Source organism: Stenotrophomonas sp. CASM106, from assembly GCF_049384825.1.
GTDB classification, from domain to species: Bacteria; Pseudomonadota; Gammaproteobacteria; order Xanthomonadales; family Xanthomonadaceae; genus Stenotrophomonas; species Stenotrophomonas muris.
This window is the reverse complement of record NZ_JBMRFS010000004.1, coordinates 46,687-68,051: the sequence shown is the minus strand read 5'-3', so window position 1 is coordinate 68,051 and position 21,365 is coordinate 46,687. Positions and strand designations below refer to the sequence as shown.

Below are 21,365 nucleotides of genomic sequence, written 5' to 3'. Positions count from 1 at the left end.
CGATGGGGCATAATCAGGGCTCTTTCCAGGCAAAGGCCCCGCCGATGAAGACCCTGATGCTGGCTTCCCTGCTCCTGCTCGCTGGCTGCGCCAGCATGGGTGGCGCGGGCGCTCCCCCGGTGGACGTCAAGGGCGCGGATGTATCCAAGCGCACCATGGACAACGGTGACACCATCGAGGAATACCGCGTGTCCGGCCAGCTGCGCATGGTCAAGGTGACCCCGTCGCGCGGTGCCCCGTTCTACATGTACGACAAGAACGGCGACGGCCGCATGGACAACGACAAGGACGGCGTGTCGCCGGTCTACTGGAAGCTGTACAGCTGGTGAGGTGACCGGGGTTGTGACCGGGGTCGGATCCCTTTCCACAGGAAAGGGCTCTGACCCCCTCGAAGCCACCGGCACGGCCCCGATCCCCCCACAAAAAAACAACGCCGGCGCGCATCCTGCGGCCGGCGTCGGGTCCCCTCCCCGGGAACGCTTGAATCAGCGGGTATGGATCAGCGGATGACCAGCACCGGCAGCGTGCTGCGCGCCAGCACCTCGGCGGTCTGGCTGCCCAGCAGTACACGGGTCACGCCACGGCGGCCGTGCGAGGTCATCACGATCAGGTCGCTGTTGCGCTCGCCGGCGGTCTCGATGATGCCGTCGGCCGCATAGCGGTCCAGCACGTGCACCGGGTTGGCGGTGATGCCCTGCTCGGCGGCCTTGGCCAGCGCCGGCTGCAGCACCTTCTGCGCGCCTTCCTCGCGGTCGGCCTTGTATTCGGGGCTGTTCATGTAGCCCACGCTCCAGCCCATGGCGTCGTACATGCCGACGGCCCACGGCTCGGAAACAGTGACGATATCGACCTCGGCGTTAAGGTCCTTGGCCAGCTCCAAGCCCTTGGCCAGGCCCTTGTCGGCCAGTTCGGACCCGTCAGTGGCAATCAGGATGCGCTTGTACATGGTGGGGCTCCGTGGCGGTCTGCCAGATGGGAACGACACCATTGCACACCGGATGTGGAGGCGGCGCCTTGAGCAGGATCAATCCGGCGCCGCGCAGCGGCGTGTGCGCACCGTCACGTGGTCCGGGGGACAGGCTCGGCCCGCCCTCTTCTGTAGAGCCGAGCCCGTGCTCGGCTGCTTCTGGCGGGAAGAGCAGCCGAGCATGGGCTATGCCGGTCGTCCTGACCGGCACCCTTCGGGCCGTCGCAAGCGACGTTGGCAGCGGCTCCTGCCGCTACCTTCGGCTCTACAACAACGTCGCTCAGGCGATCTGCACGATCCGCGCGTTCTGGCACAGCGGGTAGCTGGCCACGAACCCGTCAATCGCATCGCGCATCGCCTCGAACGATTGGCCGTACATGTACAGCGCGGTCTCGGTCGGGCCCTGCCACCAGCTGCAGATCTCGCCAAGGCCATCAATGCGCTCGGACAGCTGCTCGAACACGTGGTTGGAATCGCACTGTTCGTAGACTTCGTCCGGCAGGTTCAGGCCATCCAGATAGATGCCCAGCCCCTCGGTCACGCCGAAGCTGCGATCGGCTTCACCCGCGCCCTGGATCTTCGAGCCCTTCGGTGCACCCAGCTGCTCCAGCAGGTCGATCAGCTTGGGCACGCCATCGGCATCGACCAGCGCCACTTCGATATCGCCGTATTCGACCTCACCCAGGTCGGACATCGCCGTGCCGCCGCCGGTGATCTCGCCGACATTGGCCGCCTGCAGCAGCGCATCGAGTGGGTCCTCGAACAGTTCGTGGCGATGTTCGGGCTGCAGCCGGGCATTCAACGTCACGGTGACGTGCAGCGCGGGTTCGGTCATGGGAGCGTTCCTGAAAGAAGTGCCGCCTATTGTAGAGCCGAGCCCATGCTCGGCTGCTTTTCGCGCCAGAAGCAGCCGAGCATGGGCTCGGCTCTACAACAGCCCGTCAGCGCAGGAACGGGGTCACCTTGCGCTTGAGCAGTTCCACCAGCACCGGGTCCATGTACTCGTAGTCATCCGGGATATCCAGGCAGATCACGCGCTTCTCCTTCAGCCACGGCTTGTAGCGGCTGGACAGCCGGTTGCGGTGGGCCTTCTCCATCACGAACACCAGGTCGGCCCACTGCAGCAGCTCGGGGCTGAGCACTTCCTCGGCGTCGGCCAGCAGCCCGGCCGAGGCAGTCTCGATGCCCGGCCAATCGGCGAATACCTGCTCGGCCGTCGGGCTGCGCAGGCGGTTCTGACTGCAGAGGAAGAGCACGTTGCGGGTCATGCCGGCAGCCTAATCGGGGTCGGATCCCTTTTCCAACGGAAAAGGGCTCTGACACCAACAGGGTGCTTTCAGACAAGTTGCATGGTCGGATGACCGTTCAAGGGACCACCATGTGCTTCTGCCACCGTCCAGATGCCCATGATCACCAAGGATGACCTGTTAACGACGTTCGGAGAGGTGGCCGAAATCCACGGCTGCTACTTCTGCAAGTACGTAGTCGCGACGTACGTACTCTATTGCTGCGTGAGGAACGCCAAGGGACATGACCTCGCGATCGCGTCCAGGAATGTCGATGATCCGGAATTCGCCACCAGCGTCGTGCTGAACGCACCGCACCATCTTTCACATGATGGGCCAACGATCTTCGAGATTCCTTCCAACGCCTATGGGTTCACTCATGCGATGGCGGTTCCCAGCACCTATCACGGGCTTCTGAATCGGATCGAGAAGCGCACGGGGCTGTTCCTATGCCTGCCGATCTTCCGGTGTGAGTTCAACGGCAAAGAATCAGCAGAGGATTTCAGATGGTCCACACATCACATCGTTGACGTCAACAACTGGCATAGGACCAGGCAGCCGAAGATAAGCGTGTACTTCGACAATCCCCGCACTGGCGGCGGAACGGACAAGGACGGCGCCATCGTGAGCCTGGAGACGTTAATGGCCGAGATCGACAACCTCAACGGAGTGAGCAGCGGCTTCATCGAGATCACCAACTATCGCGATGAGGTGATCGAGGTGTTGTCGCCGGAGGATGGCCACTACGTATTGATCCGCAACCGTCAGGACGAAGAAGCGATGGACCGAGCCGGGTTGGTGGCTGCCGTAGAGACGTTCACCACCGGCTGACGACCGACCGCGTTTGTAGAGCCGAGCCCATGCTCGGCTGGGTTTTCCCGGTATAAGCAGCCGAGCATAGGCTCGGCTCTACAGGTATCCCGCCTCCCGACGGTGATCAGATCACCGTCAGGTTGGCGTAGGCCATCACCAGCCACTTGCTGCCGGCGTCGGCGAATTCGACCTGCACGCGGGCGTGCGCGCCGCTGCCTTCGTAGTCGGTCACCATGCCTTCGCCGAACTTGGGATGGGTGACCAGCGCGCCGAGCTTGACCGGCGGCGCCTCGATCGAGGCATGGCCCATCACCCGGCTGGCGCCCATCGAGGCCGGCCGCGAGACCTGCACCTTGGGGCGCACTTCGTGCAGCAGCTCGCGCGGGATCTCGCGCAGGAAACGCGATGGCAGGCTGTAGTTGTCCTGGCCATGGATGCGGCGCGATTCGGCATAGCTCAGCACCAGCTTCTGGCGCGCGCGGGTGATGCCGACATAGGCCAGGCGGCGCTCTTCTTCCAACCGCCCGCTTTCCTCCAGCGAGCGTGCGCTGGGGAACAGGCCTTCTTCCAGGCCGGCCAGGAACACCAGCGGGAATTCCAGGCCCTTGGCCGAGTGCAGGGTCATCAGCTGCACGCCCTCTTCGCCTGCCTGCGCCTGGCCCTCACCGGCCTCCAGCGCGGCATAGGCCAGGAACGCGACCAGCTCGTCCATGTCCTCGCCCACTTCCTCGATGTCGTCGGCCCGGCGCACGAAGCGCGAGGCCACCGAGACCAGTTCGTCGAGGTTGTCGGTGCGCGACTCCGAGTCCAGCGCATTGCGGCTTTCCTTGCTCCAGTGCTCGCGCAGCTGCGAGCGGGCCAGCACGTGGTCCACGCGCTCGGCCAGGGTCATGTGCACGGTCTGCGCCTGCAGCTCGTTGACCAGCCCCAGGAAGCCGGCCAGCGCATTGCGCGCACGTGCGGCCAGCGCGTTGCCCTGGGTGACCAGCATCGTTGCCTCCCACAGCGAGATACCCTGCGCGCGCGCCTCGCGGCGCACTTCGTCCAGCGTGCGGTCGCCGATGCCCCGGGTGGGGGTGTTGACCGCGCGCTCGAACGCGGCGTCATCGTTGCGGTTGGACAGCAGGCGCAGGTAGGCCAGTGCGTCCTTGATTTCGGCACGCTCGAAGAAGCGCATGCCGCCATACACGCGGTACGGCACCTGCTCGCTCAGCAGCGCTTCTTCCAGCGCGCGCGACTGCGCGTTGCTGCGGTAGAGCACGGCCACTTCGGTGTAGCTGCCACCGTCGCGCACCCACTGGCGGGCACGCTCGACGATGTAGCGTGCCTCGTCCATCTCGTTGTACGCGGCGTACAGGTCGATCGGCTCGCCGTCACCGCTGTCGGTCCACAACTGCTTGCCGATGCGATCCGGGTTGTGCGCGATCACCGCGTTGGCCGCGCCGAGGATGTTGGCGGTGGAGCGGTAGTTCTGCTCCAGGCGGATGGTCTGCGCGCCCGGGAAATCGCGCAGGAAGCCCTGCACGTTCTCGACCTTGGCGCCGCGCCAGCCGTAGATGGCCTGGTCATCGTCGCCGACCACGAACACGTGGCCGGAATCACCGGCCAGCACGCGCACGAAGGCGTACTGGATGGCGTTGGTGTCCTGGAACTCGTCCACCAGGATCTCGCGGAAGCGGGCGCGGTAGTGCGACAGCAGCGCCGGGTTGTCGCGCAGCAGTTCGTGCGCGCGCAGCAGCAGCTCGGCGAAGTCGACCAGGCCGGCGCGGTCGCAGCGCGCCTGGTACTCGATGTAGGCCTGGCGCATGGTTTCCAGCCACGCGTCGTGCGGTTCGGGCTGGATGTGCTGCGGGCGGTGGCCCTCGTCCTTCTGCGCGTTGATCCACCACGCGATCTGCTTGGGCGGGTACTTGCCGTCGTCCAGCTCCAGCGCCTGCACCACGCGCTTGACCAGCCGCAGCTGGTCGTCCGAATCCATCACCTGGAAGCCTTCGGGCAGCTTCGCGTCCTGCCAGTGCAGGCGCAGCAGGCGGTTGGCCAGGCCGTGGAAGGTACCGATCCACATGCCACGGCTGCCATGGGGCAGCTGGGCATCGATGCGGTGGCGCATTTCGCCAGCCGCCTTGTTGGTGAAGGTCACCGCGAAAATGCCGTGGGTCGGCACGCCATCGACTTCATGCAGCCAGGCGATGCGGTGGGTGAGTACGCGGGTCTTGCCGGAACCGGCACCGGCCAGCACCAGGTGGTGACCGGGGGGAGCGGAGACGGCTTCGCGCTGGGCCGGGTTCAGGCCATCAAGCAGGTGGGAGACATCCATGCCCCCATTTTACGGCATCGCCGTCGCGGCTCCTGCGACCACCTGGGTGGCCAGTGCCTGCGCCTGCTGACGCAGTTCAGGCACCGCCAGGCTTTCCCACAGGCTGCCGATGCGCAGGCTGCCGAGTACGCCCAGCCGCGCCTGCGGCTGGCCACCGGCGGCACGCAGGCGGTCGCCCGGCACTGTGCTGTCCAGGCCCAGCCCGTGCGGGCCGGGGCGGGCCAGGCCATCGCTCTGCAGCTGTTGCAGCAAGGGATTGCGCAGCGCGCTGGCGCGGGTTTCCACACCGGTGGCGTTGATCACCCCGCTGACCGTCCACTGCTGATCCTTGCCGGAGGCGTCGCGACCCGACAGCCGCAGGGCATCGCCTTCGCGGCCGACGCGTTGCAGGCGGGACCGGTGAATACGCAGTTGGCCGCTTTCGATCAGCGCCTGCAGCTGTGCGTCGACCTCTTCGGCGATGCGGTGGCGATGCACGTCCCAGTAGCGCACCACATGGCGCAGGAAGCGGCGCTGGTCGGCCGCGTCGAGGCTGCACCACAGTGCCTGCCCGTGCGGACGAATGCGGTCCATCACCCCCTGCCACGGCAGACCATCGGCCTGCGCCTGGCGCGCGAACCCGCGCAACGCGCGCAGGCGCTGGCGCAGGCTCATCGGCAGCAGCGCAGCCGGGTCGAACGAGGGCAGGCCGCCATGCGCATGCGGCAACGGCAGCAGCCCATGGCGCGAGATCACGTGCAGCGGGCCGGTGTGGCCGGCAGCAACCAGCGCCAGCACGGTGTCGGCCATGCTCAGGCCGGAGCCGACGATGGCCACGGCCTGCTCACCGGCCAGGGTGCGTACGCCGTCGTAGTCCCAGGCCTCGATCACGTCATCGGCGGGCAGTGCCTCGGCACCGGCTACCGGCAGCGGCCGCATGCTGTTGCCGGTGGCGAGCACTGCCTGTGCGGCGTGCAGCGTCTGGCCATCGCCGAGTGCCAGCTGGTAGCCGTGGTCATCCGGCTGCAGGCCCAGTACCGGCTGCACGATCACCTGCAGCTGTGCCGGGCTGGCCGCGGCGGCCTCCTGCAGGCGCTGCTGCAGGTACGCTGCAAAGTAGTGGCGGCACACGTAACGCTCGCCCAGCACCTCGCGCGCCTCGCCCGGGTAGGCGTTGGCGGCCATCAGGTAGTCGAGGAAATCGCCGGGCTGGTCGGCAAACGCACTCATCTTCGCCGCCGGCACGTTCAGCAGGTGCTCCGGCCACGGCGTGGCATAGGCGATGCCCTGCGCCAGCTGCGAAGCCGGTTCGAAGATGGCCAGCGCCAGCGGCGCCTGGGCCTGGCGCAACACCTGGATCGCCACCAGCACCCCGGCCGCACCACCACCGATGATTGCCAGGTCCAGTTCGCCATTACGCGGTGAATCAGTCATGCGCCGATTGTAGGCCATCGGCGATGACGGGCCGGATTGCCGAAGCGGGCGGTTGCCGTCGTTTCACATCAACGCATCGGCCAGCCGTGCGATGCCTTCGCGGCTGCGCCGCCACGTGGGACGGCTGCGCCACTGCTGCAGGTCCAGCTGCCGCGACTCGCGCAGGTAGCCATCCTCGATCGCGCACAGCTGCTGCACCAGCGCACGGTCGTAGCAGACCAGGCCGATTTCGGCATTCAGCGCGAACGAGCGGATGTCCATGTTGATCGAGCCGAGCACGGCGATGTCCTCGTCCACGCTCATGTGCTTGGCATGCAGGAACTGCGGCTCGTACAGCGCGATGCGCACGCCACAGCGCAGCAGCTCGTCGTAGTAGGCCTCCTGCGCCCACGACGTCAGCCGCTGGTTGTTGCTGGCCGACAGGATCAGCTGCACCTGCACGCCGGACAAGGCCGCAATGCGCAAGGCGCTGAGCGTGGCTTCGTCGGGCACGAAATACGGGGTGACCATCACCAGCCGGCGCCGCGCCAGGTGGATCAGCGCCGCCACCGCATCGCGTGCGTTGCTGTACGGATAAGCCGGGCCGCTGGGCAGCAGCTGGGTGGCGATGTCGTCGCTGCACTCGGGCACATCGGCGATCACGTCCAGGCGCTGGCCGGTTTCCATGTACCAGTCGCTGGCGAACACCGCTTCCAGATGCGCCACCGCCGGGCCGCGCACGCGCGCCACCAGCTCGCGGTTCGGGTGGCCAGGCACGAACTGCGGGCCGGCCAGGTTCTGCGAACCGACATAGGCCACTTCGTTGTCGATCACCGCGATCTTGCGATGGTTGCGCAGGTCCATGCGCCCGCTGCGGCGCCAGCGCAGGCCACCGGGCAGCATCGCGCGCACTTCGATGTCGCGCGCCTGCAGGCGCTTGCGATAGGCACGCAGGCCGCGCTTGGCGCCCACCGCGTCGAGCAGCACGCGGCACTGCACGCCACGTGCAGCCGCACGCTGCAGGGCCTCGACGATCGCCTCGCCCACCGCGTCGTCGAACATCAGGTAGTACAGCAGGTGCACGCGGTCTTCGGCCTGGTCGATGTCGGCGATCAGCGTGTGCAGTGATTCGTCGTAGTCGGTCAGCAGATCGACGGCGTTGCCGTGCACCGGCATGAAGTCGCCCTGGCGCTGCACCAGCGGCACGATCTCGGCGCTGGCGGTGTCCGGCTGCGGTGTCCAGCGCAGGCGATGCTGCAGCGCCTGTTCCTCGCGGATGACCTGCGAGGCCTCGGCCTGGCGGCGGATGCGCTCGCGCGACAGCCATGGGTGGCCGAACAGCAGGTACAGCGGCAGGCCCAGCAGCGGCACGAAGCCGACCAGCAGCAGCCAGCTACGCGCCGCCCCCGGCGTGGTGCGGGTGGGGATCCAGCACAGTGCAACCAGCCGGATCAGCCAGTCGATCAGCAGCAGGTACGAACCCAGCAACCACTCGAACAGCATCGTGTCGCCCGTCGGGAGGTGATGGGCCATTCTGCCCACCGGCCCTTGTGGAGTCGAGCCGCGCTCGACGGCCTTCCGGTCCGACCGCACAGCAGCCGAGCGTGGGCTCGGCTCTACAGGATGGCTCAATGCCGCACCGGCACCTCGCACAGCTGCCGCACCGCGTCGGCATGGCGGCGGCCGTTGAGCGCCATGCAGGCGATCGCCTGTGCGGCCCGCTCCAGCTGCGCCTCCGGCAGCGGCGACGGCGCGCCGTTGGCCAGTGCCAGATGGTGGTCGCACAGCAGCAGCGCCATGCCCTCGATGCCTTGCAGCATGCGCTGCAGGCGCAGCCAGCCCAGTTCCAGGTCCTGCCGGTGTGATGGGGTGTTCATGCAACCTCCTTCAACGGATCTGGCCACCGTGAAGGTGGCGGACGATGCGTGGTTGCAATACCGGGAACGGTAGCCACCAAACCGGCGGGCGCGAGGCCCCCACGCACCGTCCGCCATAGAGGCAGATGGGTCGCCCGCCGTCGGCGGAGCTTTCCGGCAACGGCGGGCGAGTTTACTGGCTACCGATTCGACGGGATTGCAAGCCCGACCACTGCAACCGCAGCGGCCAGCCATCATGGGCACGGCGGGGCCCGTCGTTCCAATCGATTTGAACCGTGCGAGGCGCCGGAACCGGTAGGAACAATCACTTATCGCATTCGGCCCTTCGCTCCAGGCATGGCGCCATTGGCGACAGCGTGCGCAGGGAGTGCGGCAGTGCCGACCAAGGTCGGCCGCTACCGAAGTCTGCACGCCAGGCATGAAAAAACCCGCCACAAGGGCGGGTTTCTTCGCGGGGACCAGCAATCCTTGCGGATTACTTGATCTTGCCTTCCTTGTACAGGACGTGCTTGCGCACGACCGGATCGTACTTCAGGAATTCCATCTTCCCCGGGGTGTTCTTCTTGTTCTTGTCGGTCGTGTAGAAGTGGCCGGTACCGGCCGAGGAAATCATACGGACCTTATCGCGCTTGCCTGCCATGATGCTTTACTCCTCAGACCTTTTCGCCGCGCGCACGCAGCTCAGCCAGAACGGAATCGATGCCGTTCTTGTCGATGGTGCGCAGTGCATGCGCGGAAACACGAAGCTTGACCCAGCGGTTCTCGCTGGCCACCCAGAAACGGCGCTCGTGCAGATTCGGCAGGAAACGACGACGGGTCTTGTTGTTGGCGTGCGAGACGTTGTTACCCGTCTGCACTCGCTTGCCGGAAACCTGGCATACGCGGGACATTGCGCACCTCGATAGTAGTAGTTGTCAGCCCGTAGCCCGGGCGACGGCGGCCTCGATGGTTGCCCACCACACGTCAAGAGAATCAAAGGGTTACGCTGGCGTTGGGCGGCCGGGGACGTGCTCCCGGGGGCGCCGCCCGGTAGAAAACCGGACACAGCGAGCCGCGCATTATGCACGGGTTCAAACACTTGCGCAAGTTACCCACAGGCGGGGACTGGACCGGCGGGGCCGGGGAGACTTCGCCAACCGGCATACTGGCCCGGATCACTGCGGAGCTTTCCATGCGGCTGCTGGCCCTGACCTACGGAACCGAAGGCGATACGCGTCCGCTGGCCATGCTCTGCCATGGGCTGATCAGCGCAGGCCACGCGGTGACACTGCTGGCCGATGGCGGCACCCTGGGCAGCGCGCAGGCCCTGGATGTGCCCCACGCGGCCCTTGAGGGTGACATCCATGACGAAGTGGTCGCCCTTGTCTCGCGGGGCAACGGTGTTGCCGCCGCCAGTACCGGTCTGGCACGGATGGCGCTGCAGCATGTCAGCGGCTGGATGCGCCAGGCCGATGCCGCCGCCGAAGGCTGCGATGCGATTCTGACCGGCGGACTGGCGGCCCTTGTCGGCATGAGCGTGGGCGAACGTCGGGGTCTGCCGGTCATCGGCACCGGCATGATTCCGCTGACCCCGACGCGGGCCTTCCGCTCTCCGTTCCTGCCACCCGGACGCTCGCCGGGCTGGTTGAACCGGGCCAGTTACGGGTGGGTCAACGGCCTGATCTGGCGCCAGTTCCGTCGGCCGATCAACGCGGCACGCCAGCAACTGGGGCAATCGCCGCGTCGCGCGCTGTGGTCCGGCCTGCCGATGCTCTATGGCATCTCGCCGCAGCTGCTGCCGCCACCGGCGGACTGGCCGGTCGACCACATCGCCTGTGGCCAATGGCGGCTTCCTGATGCGCCCTGGACGCCGCCAGCCGATCTGCAGGCCTTCCTCGATGCCGGGCCGCCGCCGGTCTATCTGGGCTTTGGCAGCATGACCGGATTCGATCGCGAGCGCGTGCTGCCGGCCCTGCTGCAGGCGCTGGCACCGCGCCGGGTGCTGCTGTTTCCTGGGTGGGCCGGATTGCCGACGGGTGCGCTGCCAGCAGATGTGTTCGTGCTCGGCCCGACGCCACACGAAGCACTGTTCCCGCATTGCGCACTCGCCATCCACCATGGTGGCAGCGGCACCACGCATTCGGCCTGCCGCGCCGGCATTCCCTCGCTGGTGATGCCGTTCGCCGCGGATCAGTTCTTCTGGGCCGATCGCCTGTATCGGTTGGGCGTGGCACCGGCACCGTTGTCACCGAAGCGACTGGATGCAGCAACGCTGGCGGCAGCCATCACCTTCGTTGAAACCGACGCAACACGCGCACGCGCGGCGGCCCTGGGCGTGGCGATGGGCCATGAGGACGGGGTGGCCTGTGGCGTGGCGATGATCGAGCGCTGGTTACGGCCGGTGTAACAGCGGCCAGGCCTCAGCGCAGGTGCGGGATCACCTGCGCCAGCAGATGGGCATCCTTGAGCGCGCCGTGCAGGCCGCGCTGGCTGGGAATGCGCAGGCGCTGCAGCACATCATCGAGCTTGTTGCCCTGGCCGGGCCAGCGCCCGCGCGCCAGCTTCAGGCTGCAGGTGATGCGGCAATGCTGGGCCAGCGTGCCGGGAATACCGGACAGACGCAGCTCGTTGTCCAGGAAGCCCACATCGAAGGTGGCGTTGTGCGCGACCATCTCGCTGCCGCGCAGGAAGTCCAGCAGTTCGGCGGCCTTGCTGGAAAACAGTGGCTTGCCCACCAGCATCGCATCACTGATGCCGTGCACGCGCTGTGCACCCCAGTCGACCCTGCGCTGCGGCTGCAGGTAGGTGTGGAACTGGCGGCCGGTGAGCTGGCCATCGATCAGTTCGACGGCACCGATTTCGATCACCCGGTGCCCCAGGCGGTGGGAGATGCCGGTGGTTTCGGTATCCAGTGCGACGATGCGACTCATGCGTGGCGATGTGTTCTGTTACGTGCTGTAGTGATTTTCGCATGCCGGTAGAGCCGGGCCCACGCTCGGCTGGCGCGCGTAGCGCGGGCTTGGTGATGCCAGAAGCAGCCGAGCGTGGGCTCGGCTCTACAGATGCGCGCGCGCGATCAACCCAACGCCTCCACCACCCAATCGATGAACACCCGCAGCCGCTGGCTCATGTGCCGGTTCGGCGGGAACATCACATGCATCGGCATCGGCGGCAGTTGCCAGTCCGGCAACACCGGCAACAGCTCGCCGCGCGCCACGTGCGGCTCGGCCATGTAGCTGGGCAGCGCCACCACGCCCAACCCCGCCAACGCAGCGGCCAGATAGGCGTTTCCATCATCGAAGCCGACCGTATAGCGGCCCTGCACCTCAACGCGTTCATCGCCGCGCTGTGCAACGAACACGCGTGCGCGGCCACTGCGCGGGCTGAGGAAGCCGACCATGTGGTGGTCGGGTCCTTCCAGCGCGCGCGGATCGGTCGGCAACCCGAAACGCTGCACATAGCCGGGGCTGGCGTGGAAGCCGATCGGCAGCGCCGCCAGCGGCCGCGCCACCAGTGCCGGGTCGGCCGGGGTGCCACCCCGGATCACGCAGTCGACGTTGTCGGCGATGACATCGACCTCGCGGTCACTCACGCCGATGTCCAGCTGGATCTCCGGGTAGCGCGCCTGGAAATCCGGCAACGCCGGCACCAGCCGCAGCCGCGCGTACGGCCCGGGCACATCCACGCGCAGGCGTCCGCGCGGCTGGCTGGCCGCGTCACCCAGCCCGCCTTCCACCTCTTCCAGCTCGGCCAGCAGGCGGGCGATGCGCGGGTAGTAGGCCGCGCCGTCAGCGGTCACACTGACCCGGCGCGTGGTGCGGTTGAGCAGGCGCAGCCGCAGGTGCGCCTCCAGCTGCTGCACCAGCTGGGTGGCCGTGGTGCGGCTGATCTGCAGGGTCTGCGCGGCGCGGGTGAAGCTGCCGGTTTCCACCACCCGGGCAAAGGCCCGCATCGCCTCGAAACGGTCCATGGCGGGCCATGATTGTTTGGAATTGACAATCAATCTAGGCCGATCATCGCGGTTTATCCAGACAGCGCTGACGGGGAGGATGGCGTTCTCTCCCACGGGATCTTCCCCATGTCACAGCGTGATGTCGTTTTCCCCGCCGGCCGCCAGGCCCTGTACGAGCGCAACCGCTACTCGCCTGCGATCCATTCCAACGGCTTCCTGTTCGTATCCGGCCAGGTCGGCAGCCGTGAGGACGGCTCGCCCGAGCCAGACTTCGAAACGCAGGTGCGCCGCGCTTTCGAGAATCTCAATGCGGTGTTGGCTGCTGCCGGCTGCACGTTCGATGACGTGATCGACGTGACCGTGTTCCTGGTCGATCCAGAGAAGAACTTTGAGAAGGCTTGGGCAATCGTGCCGGAGTATTGGGGCGAGGCGCCGCACCCGACCCTGACCGGTATCGGCGTGACCTGGCTGTATGGGTTCCAGTTCGAGATCAAGGTGATCGCGAAGCTGCCGTGATACGGGTAGTGCCGGCCGCTGGCCGGCAACGCGGTGGGGTCGAAAAGCGTGTCGACCAAGGTCGACACCTACCAGAGCACATGTGCGCGGCGCACCCGAACGATGTGATGGGGTCAGAGCCCTTTCCGGAGGAAAGGGATCCGACCCCGCGCCCGGCCCAGCTGAACGGGAGATTCCGACGAATTCCCGAAGCGTCCATTGATATTGTATCCGGCGAAAACCGCTTGCTAGCCTGCCGTCCATGCGCTGGATCACCCGCCACCTCCGTTCGACCCTGCTGATGCTGCTGATGGCGGCATTCGTGGTCGTGCCGGTGGCCGACGCGCTGGCCTGCACGGTGGAACCGCATGCCAGCACGGTGCATGTGGAGTCCGCACCGGATGCCGATGGCGATGCCGACGGCAAGCACGTCGGTGCCTGTGGCCACAACCACTGCCACCACTCCAATCTGAGCCTGCCGGCCAGTACCTTCGCCGCCTTCGGTGCGCCGCTTCCGGCGCGCTGGATGAATGCCGGCGACGCGGCGACCTATGCGGTCGCCCAGGATGAACTGACGCGTCCTCCCCGGGCGTGAGTTGAGCGCGTCCCGCATTCGCGGGCTTCGGTTCCCCTCACCTCCGGAAATTCTTCATGTCGACCCTGACACGTCGGCCGCTGCGTGCGGCCGGGCGGGTCGTCGCCGTGTTGCTGGGCCTGGCCCCGGCGGCATCGGTGATGGCGCAAGCCGCCCCTTCCTACGACACCCTGCTTGAACGCCTGGACCAGCTGCCCGGCACCCGCGTCGGTGCGGCGCTGGCCGAGGCCGCCGACGCGCGCGCCGACCAGGCCCGTGCGTTGCCCAACCCTTCCCTCTCTTACTCCGCCGAAAACGCCTGGGGCACCGGCTCCTATGGCGGCATGGGCAAGGCCGATACCGTGCTCACCCTGTCCCAGCCGCTGGAGGTCTGGGGCCAGCGTGGCGCGCGTGTCCGTGCCGCCCGTGCCGAGGCACAGGCCGCCAACCTGCGTGGTGCCCAAAGCCGCAGCGACGTGGCCAGCCAGCTGGCGGTGGTCTATGCACAGGCGGAAAGTGCACTGCGCCGCTACACCCTGGCCGAAGAAGCACTGAGCCTCACCCGCGCTGACGCCAACGCGGTCAACGCGATGGTCAAGCAGGGCCGCGAGCCGCAGCTGCGCGCCGTGCAGGCGCAGAGCGAAGTCGCCAACGCCAGCGCCGCGCTGGATGAGGCGCAGGCCTTCCGCGATGCCGCGCTGGCCCGCCTGGCCGGTGCCGCGCTGCTGGATGCGCCGGTGCAGTCGATCGCCGACAGCCTGCTCGACCGCGCGCCGCCGTTGCCACGCGGTGCCACCGATACCGCGCTGGCGGTGCGCATCGCCGAAGCCGAAGCGGATGCGGCGGGCAAGCTGGTCGACGTGGAGCGCAAGCGCGCCCTGCCCGACCTGAGCGTCACTGCCGCGCAGACCCGCTTCCGCGAGGGGGGCGAGCGCGCCTACAACCTCGGGGTCAGCCTCAGCATCCCGCTGTTCGACCGCAACCGCGGGGGCATACGCGCCGCCAATGCCGACCAGCGCGCGGCCGAGGCACGCCTGGACCAGCAGCGCCGCGACAGCGAGGCGGCACGCCTCTCCGCGGTGGCCGGTTTGAAGGCCGCCGGCAGCCGTACCCGCGCCGCCGATGAAAGCGTGGTCGCCGCCGAAGAGGCGTATCGCCTGGCCCGCATCGGCTTCGACGCCGGGCGCATCTCGCAGCTGGAACTGCGCAGCACGCGCAGCGCCCTCATCGCCGCCCGCGGCACCGCCGTGGATGCGCGCCTGTCGCGCGTCGCCGCGGAAATCGATCTTGCCCGCCTTGAAGGGCGCGCACCTTTTGTGGAGGTCCCATGACGCTCTCCCGTACTTTCCCGCTGATCGGCGGCGTGCTGCTGGCCGCGCTGCTGGCCGGCTGCGCTGGCAACGCGCAGACACCTGCCAATGAAGACCCGGCTGCGGCCAAGGCCGGCACCGACGATGGCCACGGCCATGCCGCCGACAGCAAGGAGGCCAAGGCCGAATCCGCAAAGGCGCCCGCCGATGGCGATGAGGGTGTCGTGCAGCTGACTCCTGAGCAGATCAAGGCGTCCGGTATCGAAGTGGTCGCGGTCGGTCGTGGTGGCGGTAGCTCCACGCGCCTGTCCGGCCGGGTCGAACCGTCGGTCGGTGCACGCGCCTCGGTGGCGTCGACCGTGACCGGCCGCGTCGAACGCGTGCTGGTCGCACCGGGCACCGCGGTGAAGCAGAACCAGGCACTGGCCATCGTGGTCAGCGGCGAAGCGGCGGTGTTCCGCGCCAATGCGCTGGCCGCCTCGGCCGAAGCCGAGGCCGCGCGCCTGGCCTATGGTCGCGACAAGGCGCTGGTCGACCAGGGCGTGGTCGCCCGCCAGGAGATGGAAGCCTCGCGCGCACGGTCGCTGGCGGCACAGGCCCAGGCCGCTGCCGCGCAGGCCCAGGCCGCTGCCAACGGTGCGCCCGATGCCAGTGGCCGCGTGCGCATCACCAGCCCGGTGGCCGGCATCGTCGGCAACGTGCAGGTCACTCCGGGCGGTGTAGTCGCCGCCGGCAGTGCAGTCGCCGATGTCGCCGACCCGACAATGAACGAGCTGGTGTTCACCGCACCGCCGGCGCTGGCCGCACAGGTCACGCCCGGCATGACGCTGGAAGTGAGCGTGCCGGGTGGCAGCTTCACCGCCACCGTCACCGGTTCGGCCGCCGATGTGCGCCAGCAGGGCGGCGTCGCGGTGATCCGCGCCACCCCGGTGGATGCGTCGCTGCCGCCGGCCGGTTCGCCGGTCTCGGCCGTGGTGGTCACCGAAGGCCAGGACGGCTCGCTCAGCGTCCCGGCCGATGCAGTGCAGAACGTTGATGGCAGCAGCGCGGTGTTTGTCGCCGTCGAAGGTGGCTTCAAGGCGCAGCCGGTCCTGGCCGGGCGCCGTGCCGGTGACCGCATCGAGATCCTCGCTGGGCTGACCGGCAGCGAGCGCATCGTCGGTGCCAATGCCTTCCTGCTCAAGGCCGAGCTGGCCAAGGGCGAAGCCGAGCACGGCCACTGAGGAGGCGACCATGTTCAAGCTGATCATTGAAACAGCGGTGCGCCACCGCTGGCTGGTGGTGTTCATGGCCGCGTTGATCGCCGCGGTGGGCCTGTTCCAGCTGGGCAAGCTGCCGATCGACGCGGTGCCGGACATCACCAACCGTCAGGTACAGATCAACACGGTGGCACCGGCGCTGACACCGGAGCAGATCGAGCGGCAGGTGACCTATCCGCTGGAAACCGCGCTGGCCGGCATCCCCGGCCTGACCACCACGCGTTCGCTGTCGCGCAATGGTTTCTCGCAGGTCACCGCGATCTTCACCGATGCCACCGACATCTACTTCGCCCGCCAGCAGGTGGCCGAACGCATGCGCGAGGCATCGGAAGACCTGCCCGATGGTGCATCACCGATGCTGTCGCCGGTCACCACCGGCCTTGGCGAGGTGCTGATGTGGACGGTGGACTTCACCGCGTTCGATCCGGCCAAACTGGCCAAACCCGATGAAGCGGGCTGGCAGGCCGGCGAGGTCTACCGCACACCGGAAGGCAACCTGCTGCGTACGCCCGAAGAACGTGCGACCTACCTGCGCACCGTGCAGGACTGGATCATCGCGCCGCAGATGCGTTCCAGCCCGGGGCTGGCCGGCGTCGATACGGTTGGCGGCTACGTCAAGGAATACGGCGTGCATCCGGACAGCGCCAGACTGGCCGCGCATGGCCTCGGCCTGGCCGACCTGGTCACTGCCCTGCAGCGTTCCAACGTGCAGGCCGGTGCCGGCTTCGTACAGCGTGCCGGCGAGGGCCTGGTGGTACGTGCCGACGGCCTGGCGCTGACCACCGACGACCTGGCACAGGCCCCGGTGGCGACCCGCAATGGCGTGGTGGTACGCGTAGCCGATGTGGCCACGGTGGAACTGAGCCGCGCGCCGCGGCTGGGTGCGGCCAGCCGCAACGGCCATGAAGCCGTGCTGGGCACCGCGCTGATGATTGCCGGTGGCAACAGCCGCACCGTGGCCCAGGCAGCGGCCGCGCGCCTGGAACAGGTAAACAAGTCACTGCCGGCCGACATCGTGGCGGCACCGGTGCTGGACCGCAGCGTGCTGGTCAATTCCACCATCAAGACCGTCGCCAGGAACCTCACCGAGGGCGCGCTGCTGGTGGTGGTGGTGCTGTTCCTGCTGCTGGGCAACCTGCGTGCAGCAACGATCACCGCGCTGGTGATTCCGCTGTCGTTCCTGTTCGCAGTGATCGGCATGAACCGCTTCGGCATCAGTGGCAACCTGATGAGCCTGGGTGCGCTGGACTTCGGCATCCTGGTGGACGGTGCGGTGATCGTGGTCGAGTCGACACTGCTGATGCTGGGCCAGCGCCGCGCCGAACTGGGCCGTGCGCTGACCGCGATGGAACGCCTGCGCGTAGCCGCCGATTCGGCCATTAAGATGGCGCGCCCTGCGGCCTTCGGCCAGCTGATCATCCTGCTGGTGTTCGCGCCGATCCTCACGCTGGAGGGCGTGGAGGGCAAGACGTTCCACCCGATGGCGGCCACGTTCATGCTGGCCCTGGTCGGTGCCTTCCTGTTTTCCTTCACCTTCGTGCCGGCGATGGCCGCGCTGCTGGTGCGCGAGCCCAAGGTGAAGGACGGCGATGCGCACGCGGACGACGGCGAGCACGAAACCAGGCTGATCCGCGTGCTGCGTGCGCGCATCGAACCGGTGGTGCGCAAGGCCGTGGCGCACCCGCGCACGGTGCTGGCCGGTGCGGTGATGATGGTGGTGGTGGGCATCGGCGCGTTCTCGCTGCTGGGCCGCGAGTTCATGCCGACCCTGGATGAAGGCAACGTGGCGATGCAGGCCCTGCGCGTGCCATCGACCTCGCTGGAGCAGTCACTGGCAATGCAGCTGGCGCTGGAAAAGGCGATTGCCAAGCAGCCGGAAGTGGAAACCGTGTTCTCGCGCACCGGTACCGCCGAGGCGGCGATCGACCCGATGCCGACCAACATTTCCGACAGCGTGATCGTGTTGAAGCCACGCAAGGACTGGCCCGATCCGACGCTGGCCAAGGACGCACTGGTGGCGCGCTTCGAGAAACTGGCCGGGCAGCAGCTGGGCAACAGCTTCGAGTTCAGCCAGCCGATCGAGCTGCGCTTCAACGAACTGATTTCCGGCGTGCGTACCGACCTGGCCGTAATGATCTTCGGTGATGACTTCAGCCAGCTGCAGAAGGTGGCCGACCAGGTGGCGTTGAAGCTGCGTGCGGTGGATGGCGCGGCCGACGTGCGGGTGGAACAGATCTCCGGCCTGCCCACGCTCAACGTGGCGATCGACCACGTGGCGGCGGCACAGTACGGGTTGAGCGCTGCAGATGTGAGTGATGCGCTGTCCACCGGCATCGGCGGTACCACGGCCGGCAAGATCTTCGAAGGCGACCGCCGCTTCAACGTGGTGGTGCGCCTGGACGATGCCTCGCGCAACGATCCGGACCAGCTGGCCTCGCTGCCGATCGCCACGCCATCGGGGCTCGTGATTCCGTTGTCGTCGGTGGCGCGCATTACCGTGAGCGAAGGGCCGAACCAGATCAGCCGCAACAACGGCAGCCGCCGCGTGGTAGTGCAGGCCAACGTGCGCGGTCGCGATCTGGGCGGCTTCGTCGGCGAGGCGCAGGCTGCGGTGGCCGACGTGGCGCTGCCGCCGGGCGCCTACCTGACCTGGGGCGGTCAGTTCGAGAACCTGCAGCGCGCGGAGAAGCGGTTGGCAACCGTGGTGCCGGTGGTGTTCCTGCTGATCGGCAGCCTGCTGTTCATGGCCCTGCGCAGCGGCAAGGAAGCCATTCTGGTGTTCAGCTGCGTGCCGTTGGCGCTGGTCGGTGGCATCCTCGCGCTGCTGCTGCGAGGCATGCCGTTCTCGGTATCGGCGGCAGTTGGCTTCATCGCCGTCTCCGGCGTGGCCACGTTGAACGGCCTGGTGCTGATGCAGGCGATCCGCGAACGCCTGGATGCCGGCGACCTGCCGCTGCAGGCGGCGATCAACGGTGCCTCGAGCCGCATCCGCGCGGTGCTGACCACGGCGCTGGTGGCGATCGTCGGCTTCATCCCGATGGCGATTGCCAGCGGTTCCGGTGCGGAGGTGCAGAAGCCGCTGGCCACGGTGGTGATCGGTGGCCTGATCACCGCCACCGTGCTGACCCTGCTGGTGCTGCCGACCTTCGCAGCACGGGTGGCCAAGCCGCGGCCGGTGGGGTGAGGCGAGAGGGGGTCGGAGCCCTTTCCACAGGAAAGGGATCCGACCCCGTGACCGGGTCGGGTTGCCGGCCAGCGGCCGGCACTACCCTTGCACGGTCAGGCCTTCTTGCGCTCGGCGATGTAGGCCTGGATCTGCTGTTCCAACACCGGCAGCGGCACCGAGCCCTGCTTGAGCAGGGTGTCGTGGAAGCCCTTGATGTCGAACTTGTCGCCCAGCTCCTTCTCGGCCTGCGCACGCAGGCGCACGATGGCGATCTCGCCCAGCTTGTAGCTCAGCGCCTGGCCAGGCCAGGAGATGTAGCGGTCCACCTCGGTGGTCACTTCATGCTCGCTCAGCGCGGTGTGGTCACGCAGGTAGGCCAACGCCTGCTCGCGGGTCCAGCCCTTGCTGTGCACGCCGGTGTCGATCACCAGGCGCGCGGCACGCCACATCTCGTAGGTCAGGCGGCCGAAATCCTCGTACGGGGTTTCGTAGATGCCCATCTCCACGCCCAGTTTCTCGCAGTAAAGCGCCCAGCCTTCGCCATAGGCGGAGATGTAGGCGTTGCGGCGGAACTCCGGCAGGTTCTTCTGCTCGGCGGCGATCGCGCCCTGCAGCGAGTGGCCCGGATCGGATTCATGCAGGGTCAGCGCCGGCAGGTTGTACAGCGGGCGCGACGGCAGGTTGTAGGTGTTGAGCCAGTAGGTGCCCATGCCACCGCGGCCGGCCGTCCAGAACGGTGCGATGTCCGGCGGCACCGGCACGATGGTGAAGCGCGCGCGCGGCAACGTCATGTACTTGCCCAGCTGGCCGTCCGCCCGCTTGGAGATCCACGCGGCACGCGACAGCAGCTCTTCCGGCGTCTTTGCATAGAACTGCGGATCGGTACGCAGGAAGGCCAGGAACTCGGCGAAGCTGCCCTTGAACTTCACCTGCTTGATGATGTCGTTCATTTCCTTCTGGATGCGCTCGACCTCGCCCAGGCCGATGCGGTGGATCTCGTCCGGCGACAGGTCCAGCGTGGTGTATTCGTGGATCTGCTGCCGGTAGTACGCCTTGCCATCGGGCATCGCTTCGGCGGCCAGGGTGGTGCGCGCCTGTGGCACGTACTCGTTGACGAAGAAGGTGCGCAGCTGCTGGAACGCCGGCACCACCTTGCCGCTGATCGCCGCGCGCGCCTGCGCCTGCAGCCTGGCCTGCTCGGCGGTCGGGATGGTGGTGGGCAGCTTCTTGAACGGCGCGTACAGCGGCGATTCGGTCGGGTCCTTCAGCTCGGCGACGGTGGCGATGGACACTTCGCGGCCATCGAGCACCGCGCGCGGCACGCTGAAACCACGCTTCAGGCCGGCGCGCATGTTCTCGGTCTGCTGGCCGAAGTAGCGCGGTACATCATTCAGGCGTGCGATGTAGTTCTGGTAGTCCTGCACGGTCTTCATCTCGCGCCGGGCCATGAAGGACAGGTTGGACCAGAACGAGGAATCGGCGTTGAACGGCATCTCGTAGCCGCGCAGGCGCGTCTCTTCGGCCAGGTTGAACACCTGGTCGTGGTAGATCGCGTAGTTGACCTGGTTGTCGGCCGACAGGGTCTTCGGGTCGATCTTCTTCAGCGCGGCCAGGGTCTCATCCCACACCTTCAGGCGCGCCTGCTGCGCGGCCGGGCCGACGTCGGGCATGCGGGTGGCGTTGGCCGGGGCGTCCTCGTCCTCGCTGGCCTCGCCACCGCCCTGCTGGCGCCACTTCCATTCCTTCTCGTACAGCGCGCGGAAGGCGGCGTCGGCGGGCGATTCAGTAGCCACGCCGGACGGTGCGGCGGGGGCGGGCGGCGCGGCCAGGGCCACGGCGGGGGCGGACAGGGCGATCAGCAGGGCAACGGCAAGACGGGTTTTCACGAGCACAGGTTCCCGGGAAGGCAGACCCCGATCATGGCACCGCCCATCGCCCGTGGCATGGGACGAAGGTCCTGCCTGCGCAGCAGACCGGG

At 67.6% G+C, this 21,365-nt stretch carries 20 protein-coding genes; 8 read left to right on the top strand and 12 right to left on the bottom strand.

Annotated features, from left to right (window positions below; genetic code table 11):
- Positions 1-44 precede the first annotated feature (44 nt).
- Entirely contained in the window at positions 45-329 is a 285-nt protein-coding gene (locus tag VG556_RS10840; RefSeq protein ID WP_014038952.1) for a DUF2782 domain-containing protein, read from the top strand.
- 170 nt (positions 330-499) lie between these two features.
- Here the strand turns inward: VG556_RS10840 and VG556_RS10835 are convergent, their stop codons facing one another.
- The 3 genes from VG556_RS10835 to VG556_RS10825 form a co-directional block, all read right to left on the bottom strand.
- Positions 500-946 (bottom strand): universal stress protein, encoded by a 447-nt coding sequence (locus VG556_RS10835; protein ID WP_005411629.1) that lies wholly within the window; start codon positions 944-946, stop codon positions 500-502.
- Between the two features lie 301 nt (positions 947-1,247).
- The gene (locus tag VG556_RS10830; RefSeq protein WP_100450801.1) at positions 1,248-1,802 is read right to left on the bottom strand and encodes a hypothetical protein; all 555 of its coding nucleotides are present in this window, start codon (positions 1,800-1,802) and stop codon (positions 1,248-1,250) included.
- A 106-nt stretch (positions 1,803-1,908) separates the two neighbouring features.
- Entirely contained in the window at positions 1,909-2,235 is a 327-nt protein-coding gene (locus VG556_RS10825) for a low molecular weight protein tyrosine phosphatase family protein (protein ID WP_019661736.1), read from the bottom strand.
- A gap of 138 nt (positions 2,236-2,373) precedes the next feature.
- Between VG556_RS10825 and VG556_RS10820 the strand changes: the two genes are divergently transcribed.
- Positions 2,374-3,084: a hypothetical protein gene (locus VG556_RS10820; protein ID WP_238381497.1), complete on the top strand. Its 711-nt coding sequence runs from the start codon at positions 2,374-2,376 to the stop codon at positions 3,082-3,084.
- Positions 3,085-3,190: 106 nt separating this feature from the next.
- Here VG556_RS10820 and uvrD read toward each other — a convergent pair whose 3' ends face one another.
- The 6 genes from uvrD to rpmB all read right to left on the bottom strand — a co-directional run bounded on the left by uvrD (position 3,191) and on the right by rpmB (position 9,542).
- Positions 3,191-5,383: a DNA helicase II gene (gene uvrD / locus VG556_RS10815; protein ID WP_100450803.1), complete on the bottom strand. Its 2,193-nt coding sequence runs from the start codon at positions 5,381-5,383 to the stop codon at positions 3,191-3,193.
- Between the two features lie 9 nt (positions 5,384-5,392).
- The gene (locus VG556_RS10810; RefSeq protein WP_100450804.1) at positions 5,393-6,814 is read right to left on the bottom strand and encodes an FAD/NAD(P)-binding protein; all 1,422 of its coding nucleotides are present in this window, start codon (positions 6,812-6,814) and stop codon (positions 5,393-5,395) included.
- Positions 6,815-6,859: 45 nt separating this feature from the next.
- On the bottom strand, positions 6,860-8,278 hold the full coding sequence (gene cls, locus VG556_RS10805) for a cardiolipin synthase (RefSeq protein ID WP_014648869.1): 1,419 nt from the start codon (positions 8,276-8,278) through the stop codon (positions 6,860-6,862).
- Positions 8,279-8,403: 125 nt separating this feature from the next.
- Complete coding sequence (locus VG556_RS10800; protein ID WP_032960654.1) at positions 8,404-8,652, bottom strand: hypothetical protein; 249 nt, start codon at positions 8,650-8,652, stop codon at positions 8,404-8,406.
- A 475-nt stretch (positions 8,653-9,127) separates the two neighbouring features.
- Positions 9,128-9,295: a 50S ribosomal protein L33 gene (rpmG, locus tag VG556_RS10795; RefSeq protein WP_169411268.1), complete on the bottom strand. Its 168-nt coding sequence runs from the start codon at positions 9,293-9,295 to the stop codon at positions 9,128-9,130.
- Positions 9,296-9,305: 10 nt separating this feature from the next.
- Positions 9,306-9,542 (bottom strand): 50S ribosomal protein L28, encoded by a 237-nt coding sequence (gene rpmB, locus VG556_RS10790; RefSeq protein ID WP_005411638.1) that lies wholly within the window; start codon positions 9,540-9,542, stop codon positions 9,306-9,308.
- A 281-nt stretch (positions 9,543-9,823) separates the two neighbouring features.
- On the opposite strand from rpmB, the gene VG556_RS10785 reads away from it, so the two are divergent.
- A complete protein-coding gene (locus tag VG556_RS10785; protein ID WP_049442086.1) occupies positions 9,824-11,038 on the top strand; it encodes a glycosyltransferase in 1,215 nt (404 codons plus the stop codon).
- A 13-nt stretch (positions 11,039-11,051) separates the two neighbouring features.
- Here VG556_RS10785 and dnaQ read toward each other — a convergent pair whose 3' ends face one another.
- Both dnaQ and VG556_RS10775 read right to left on the bottom strand, forming a co-directional pair.
- Positions 11,052-11,561 (bottom strand): DNA polymerase III subunit epsilon, encoded by a 510-nt coding sequence (gene dnaQ / locus VG556_RS10780; protein ID WP_014648871.1) that lies wholly within the window; start codon positions 11,559-11,561, stop codon positions 11,052-11,054.
- 146 nt (positions 11,562-11,707) lie between these two features.
- On the bottom strand, positions 11,708-12,601 hold the full coding sequence (locus VG556_RS10775; protein WP_100450805.1) for a LysR family transcriptional regulator: 894 nt from the start codon (positions 12,599-12,601) through the stop codon (positions 11,708-11,710).
- Between the two features lie 108 nt (positions 12,602-12,709).
- Here VG556_RS10775 and VG556_RS10770 point away from each other — a divergent pair, with 108 nt between their 5' ends.
- From VG556_RS10770 to VG556_RS10750, 5 genes are all read left to right on the top strand, one after another.
- A complete protein-coding gene (locus VG556_RS10770; RefSeq protein ID WP_100450806.1) occupies positions 12,710-13,099 on the top strand; it encodes a RidA family protein in 390 nt (129 codons plus the stop codon).
- Positions 13,100-13,340: 241 nt separating this feature from the next.
- Positions 13,341-13,673 carry a hypothetical protein gene (locus tag VG556_RS10765; RefSeq protein ID WP_014648874.1) on the top strand — a complete coding sequence of 111 codons (333 nt, stop codon included), beginning with the start codon at positions 13,341-13,343 and terminating at the stop codon, positions 13,671-13,673.
- A gap of 56 nt (positions 13,674-13,729) precedes the next feature.
- A complete protein-coding gene (locus VG556_RS10760) occupies positions 13,730-14,983 on the top strand; it encodes a TolC family protein (RefSeq protein ID WP_100450807.1) in 1,254 nt (417 codons plus the stop codon).
- Complete coding sequence (locus VG556_RS10755; RefSeq protein ID WP_032960667.1) at positions 14,980-16,185, top strand: efflux RND transporter periplasmic adaptor subunit; 1,206 nt, start codon at positions 14,980-14,982, stop codon at positions 16,183-16,185. The genes VG556_RS10760 and VG556_RS10755 overlap by 4 nt, the downstream gene beginning before the upstream one ends.
- Positions 16,186-16,195: 10 nt before the next feature.
- On the top strand, positions 16,196-19,405 hold the full coding sequence (locus VG556_RS10750; protein WP_049442091.1) for an efflux RND transporter permease subunit: 3,210 nt from the start codon (positions 16,196-16,198) through the stop codon (positions 19,403-19,405).
- A gap of 95 nt (positions 19,406-19,500) precedes the next feature.
- On the opposite strand, the gene VG556_RS10745 is transcribed toward VG556_RS10750, so the two are convergent.
- Positions 19,501-21,273, bottom strand: a complete 1,773-nt coding sequence (locus tag VG556_RS10745; protein ID WP_100450808.1) for a DUF885 domain-containing protein — start codon at positions 21,271-21,273, stop codon at positions 19,501-19,503.
- Between the last annotated feature and the right edge of the window lie 92 nt (positions 21,274-21,365).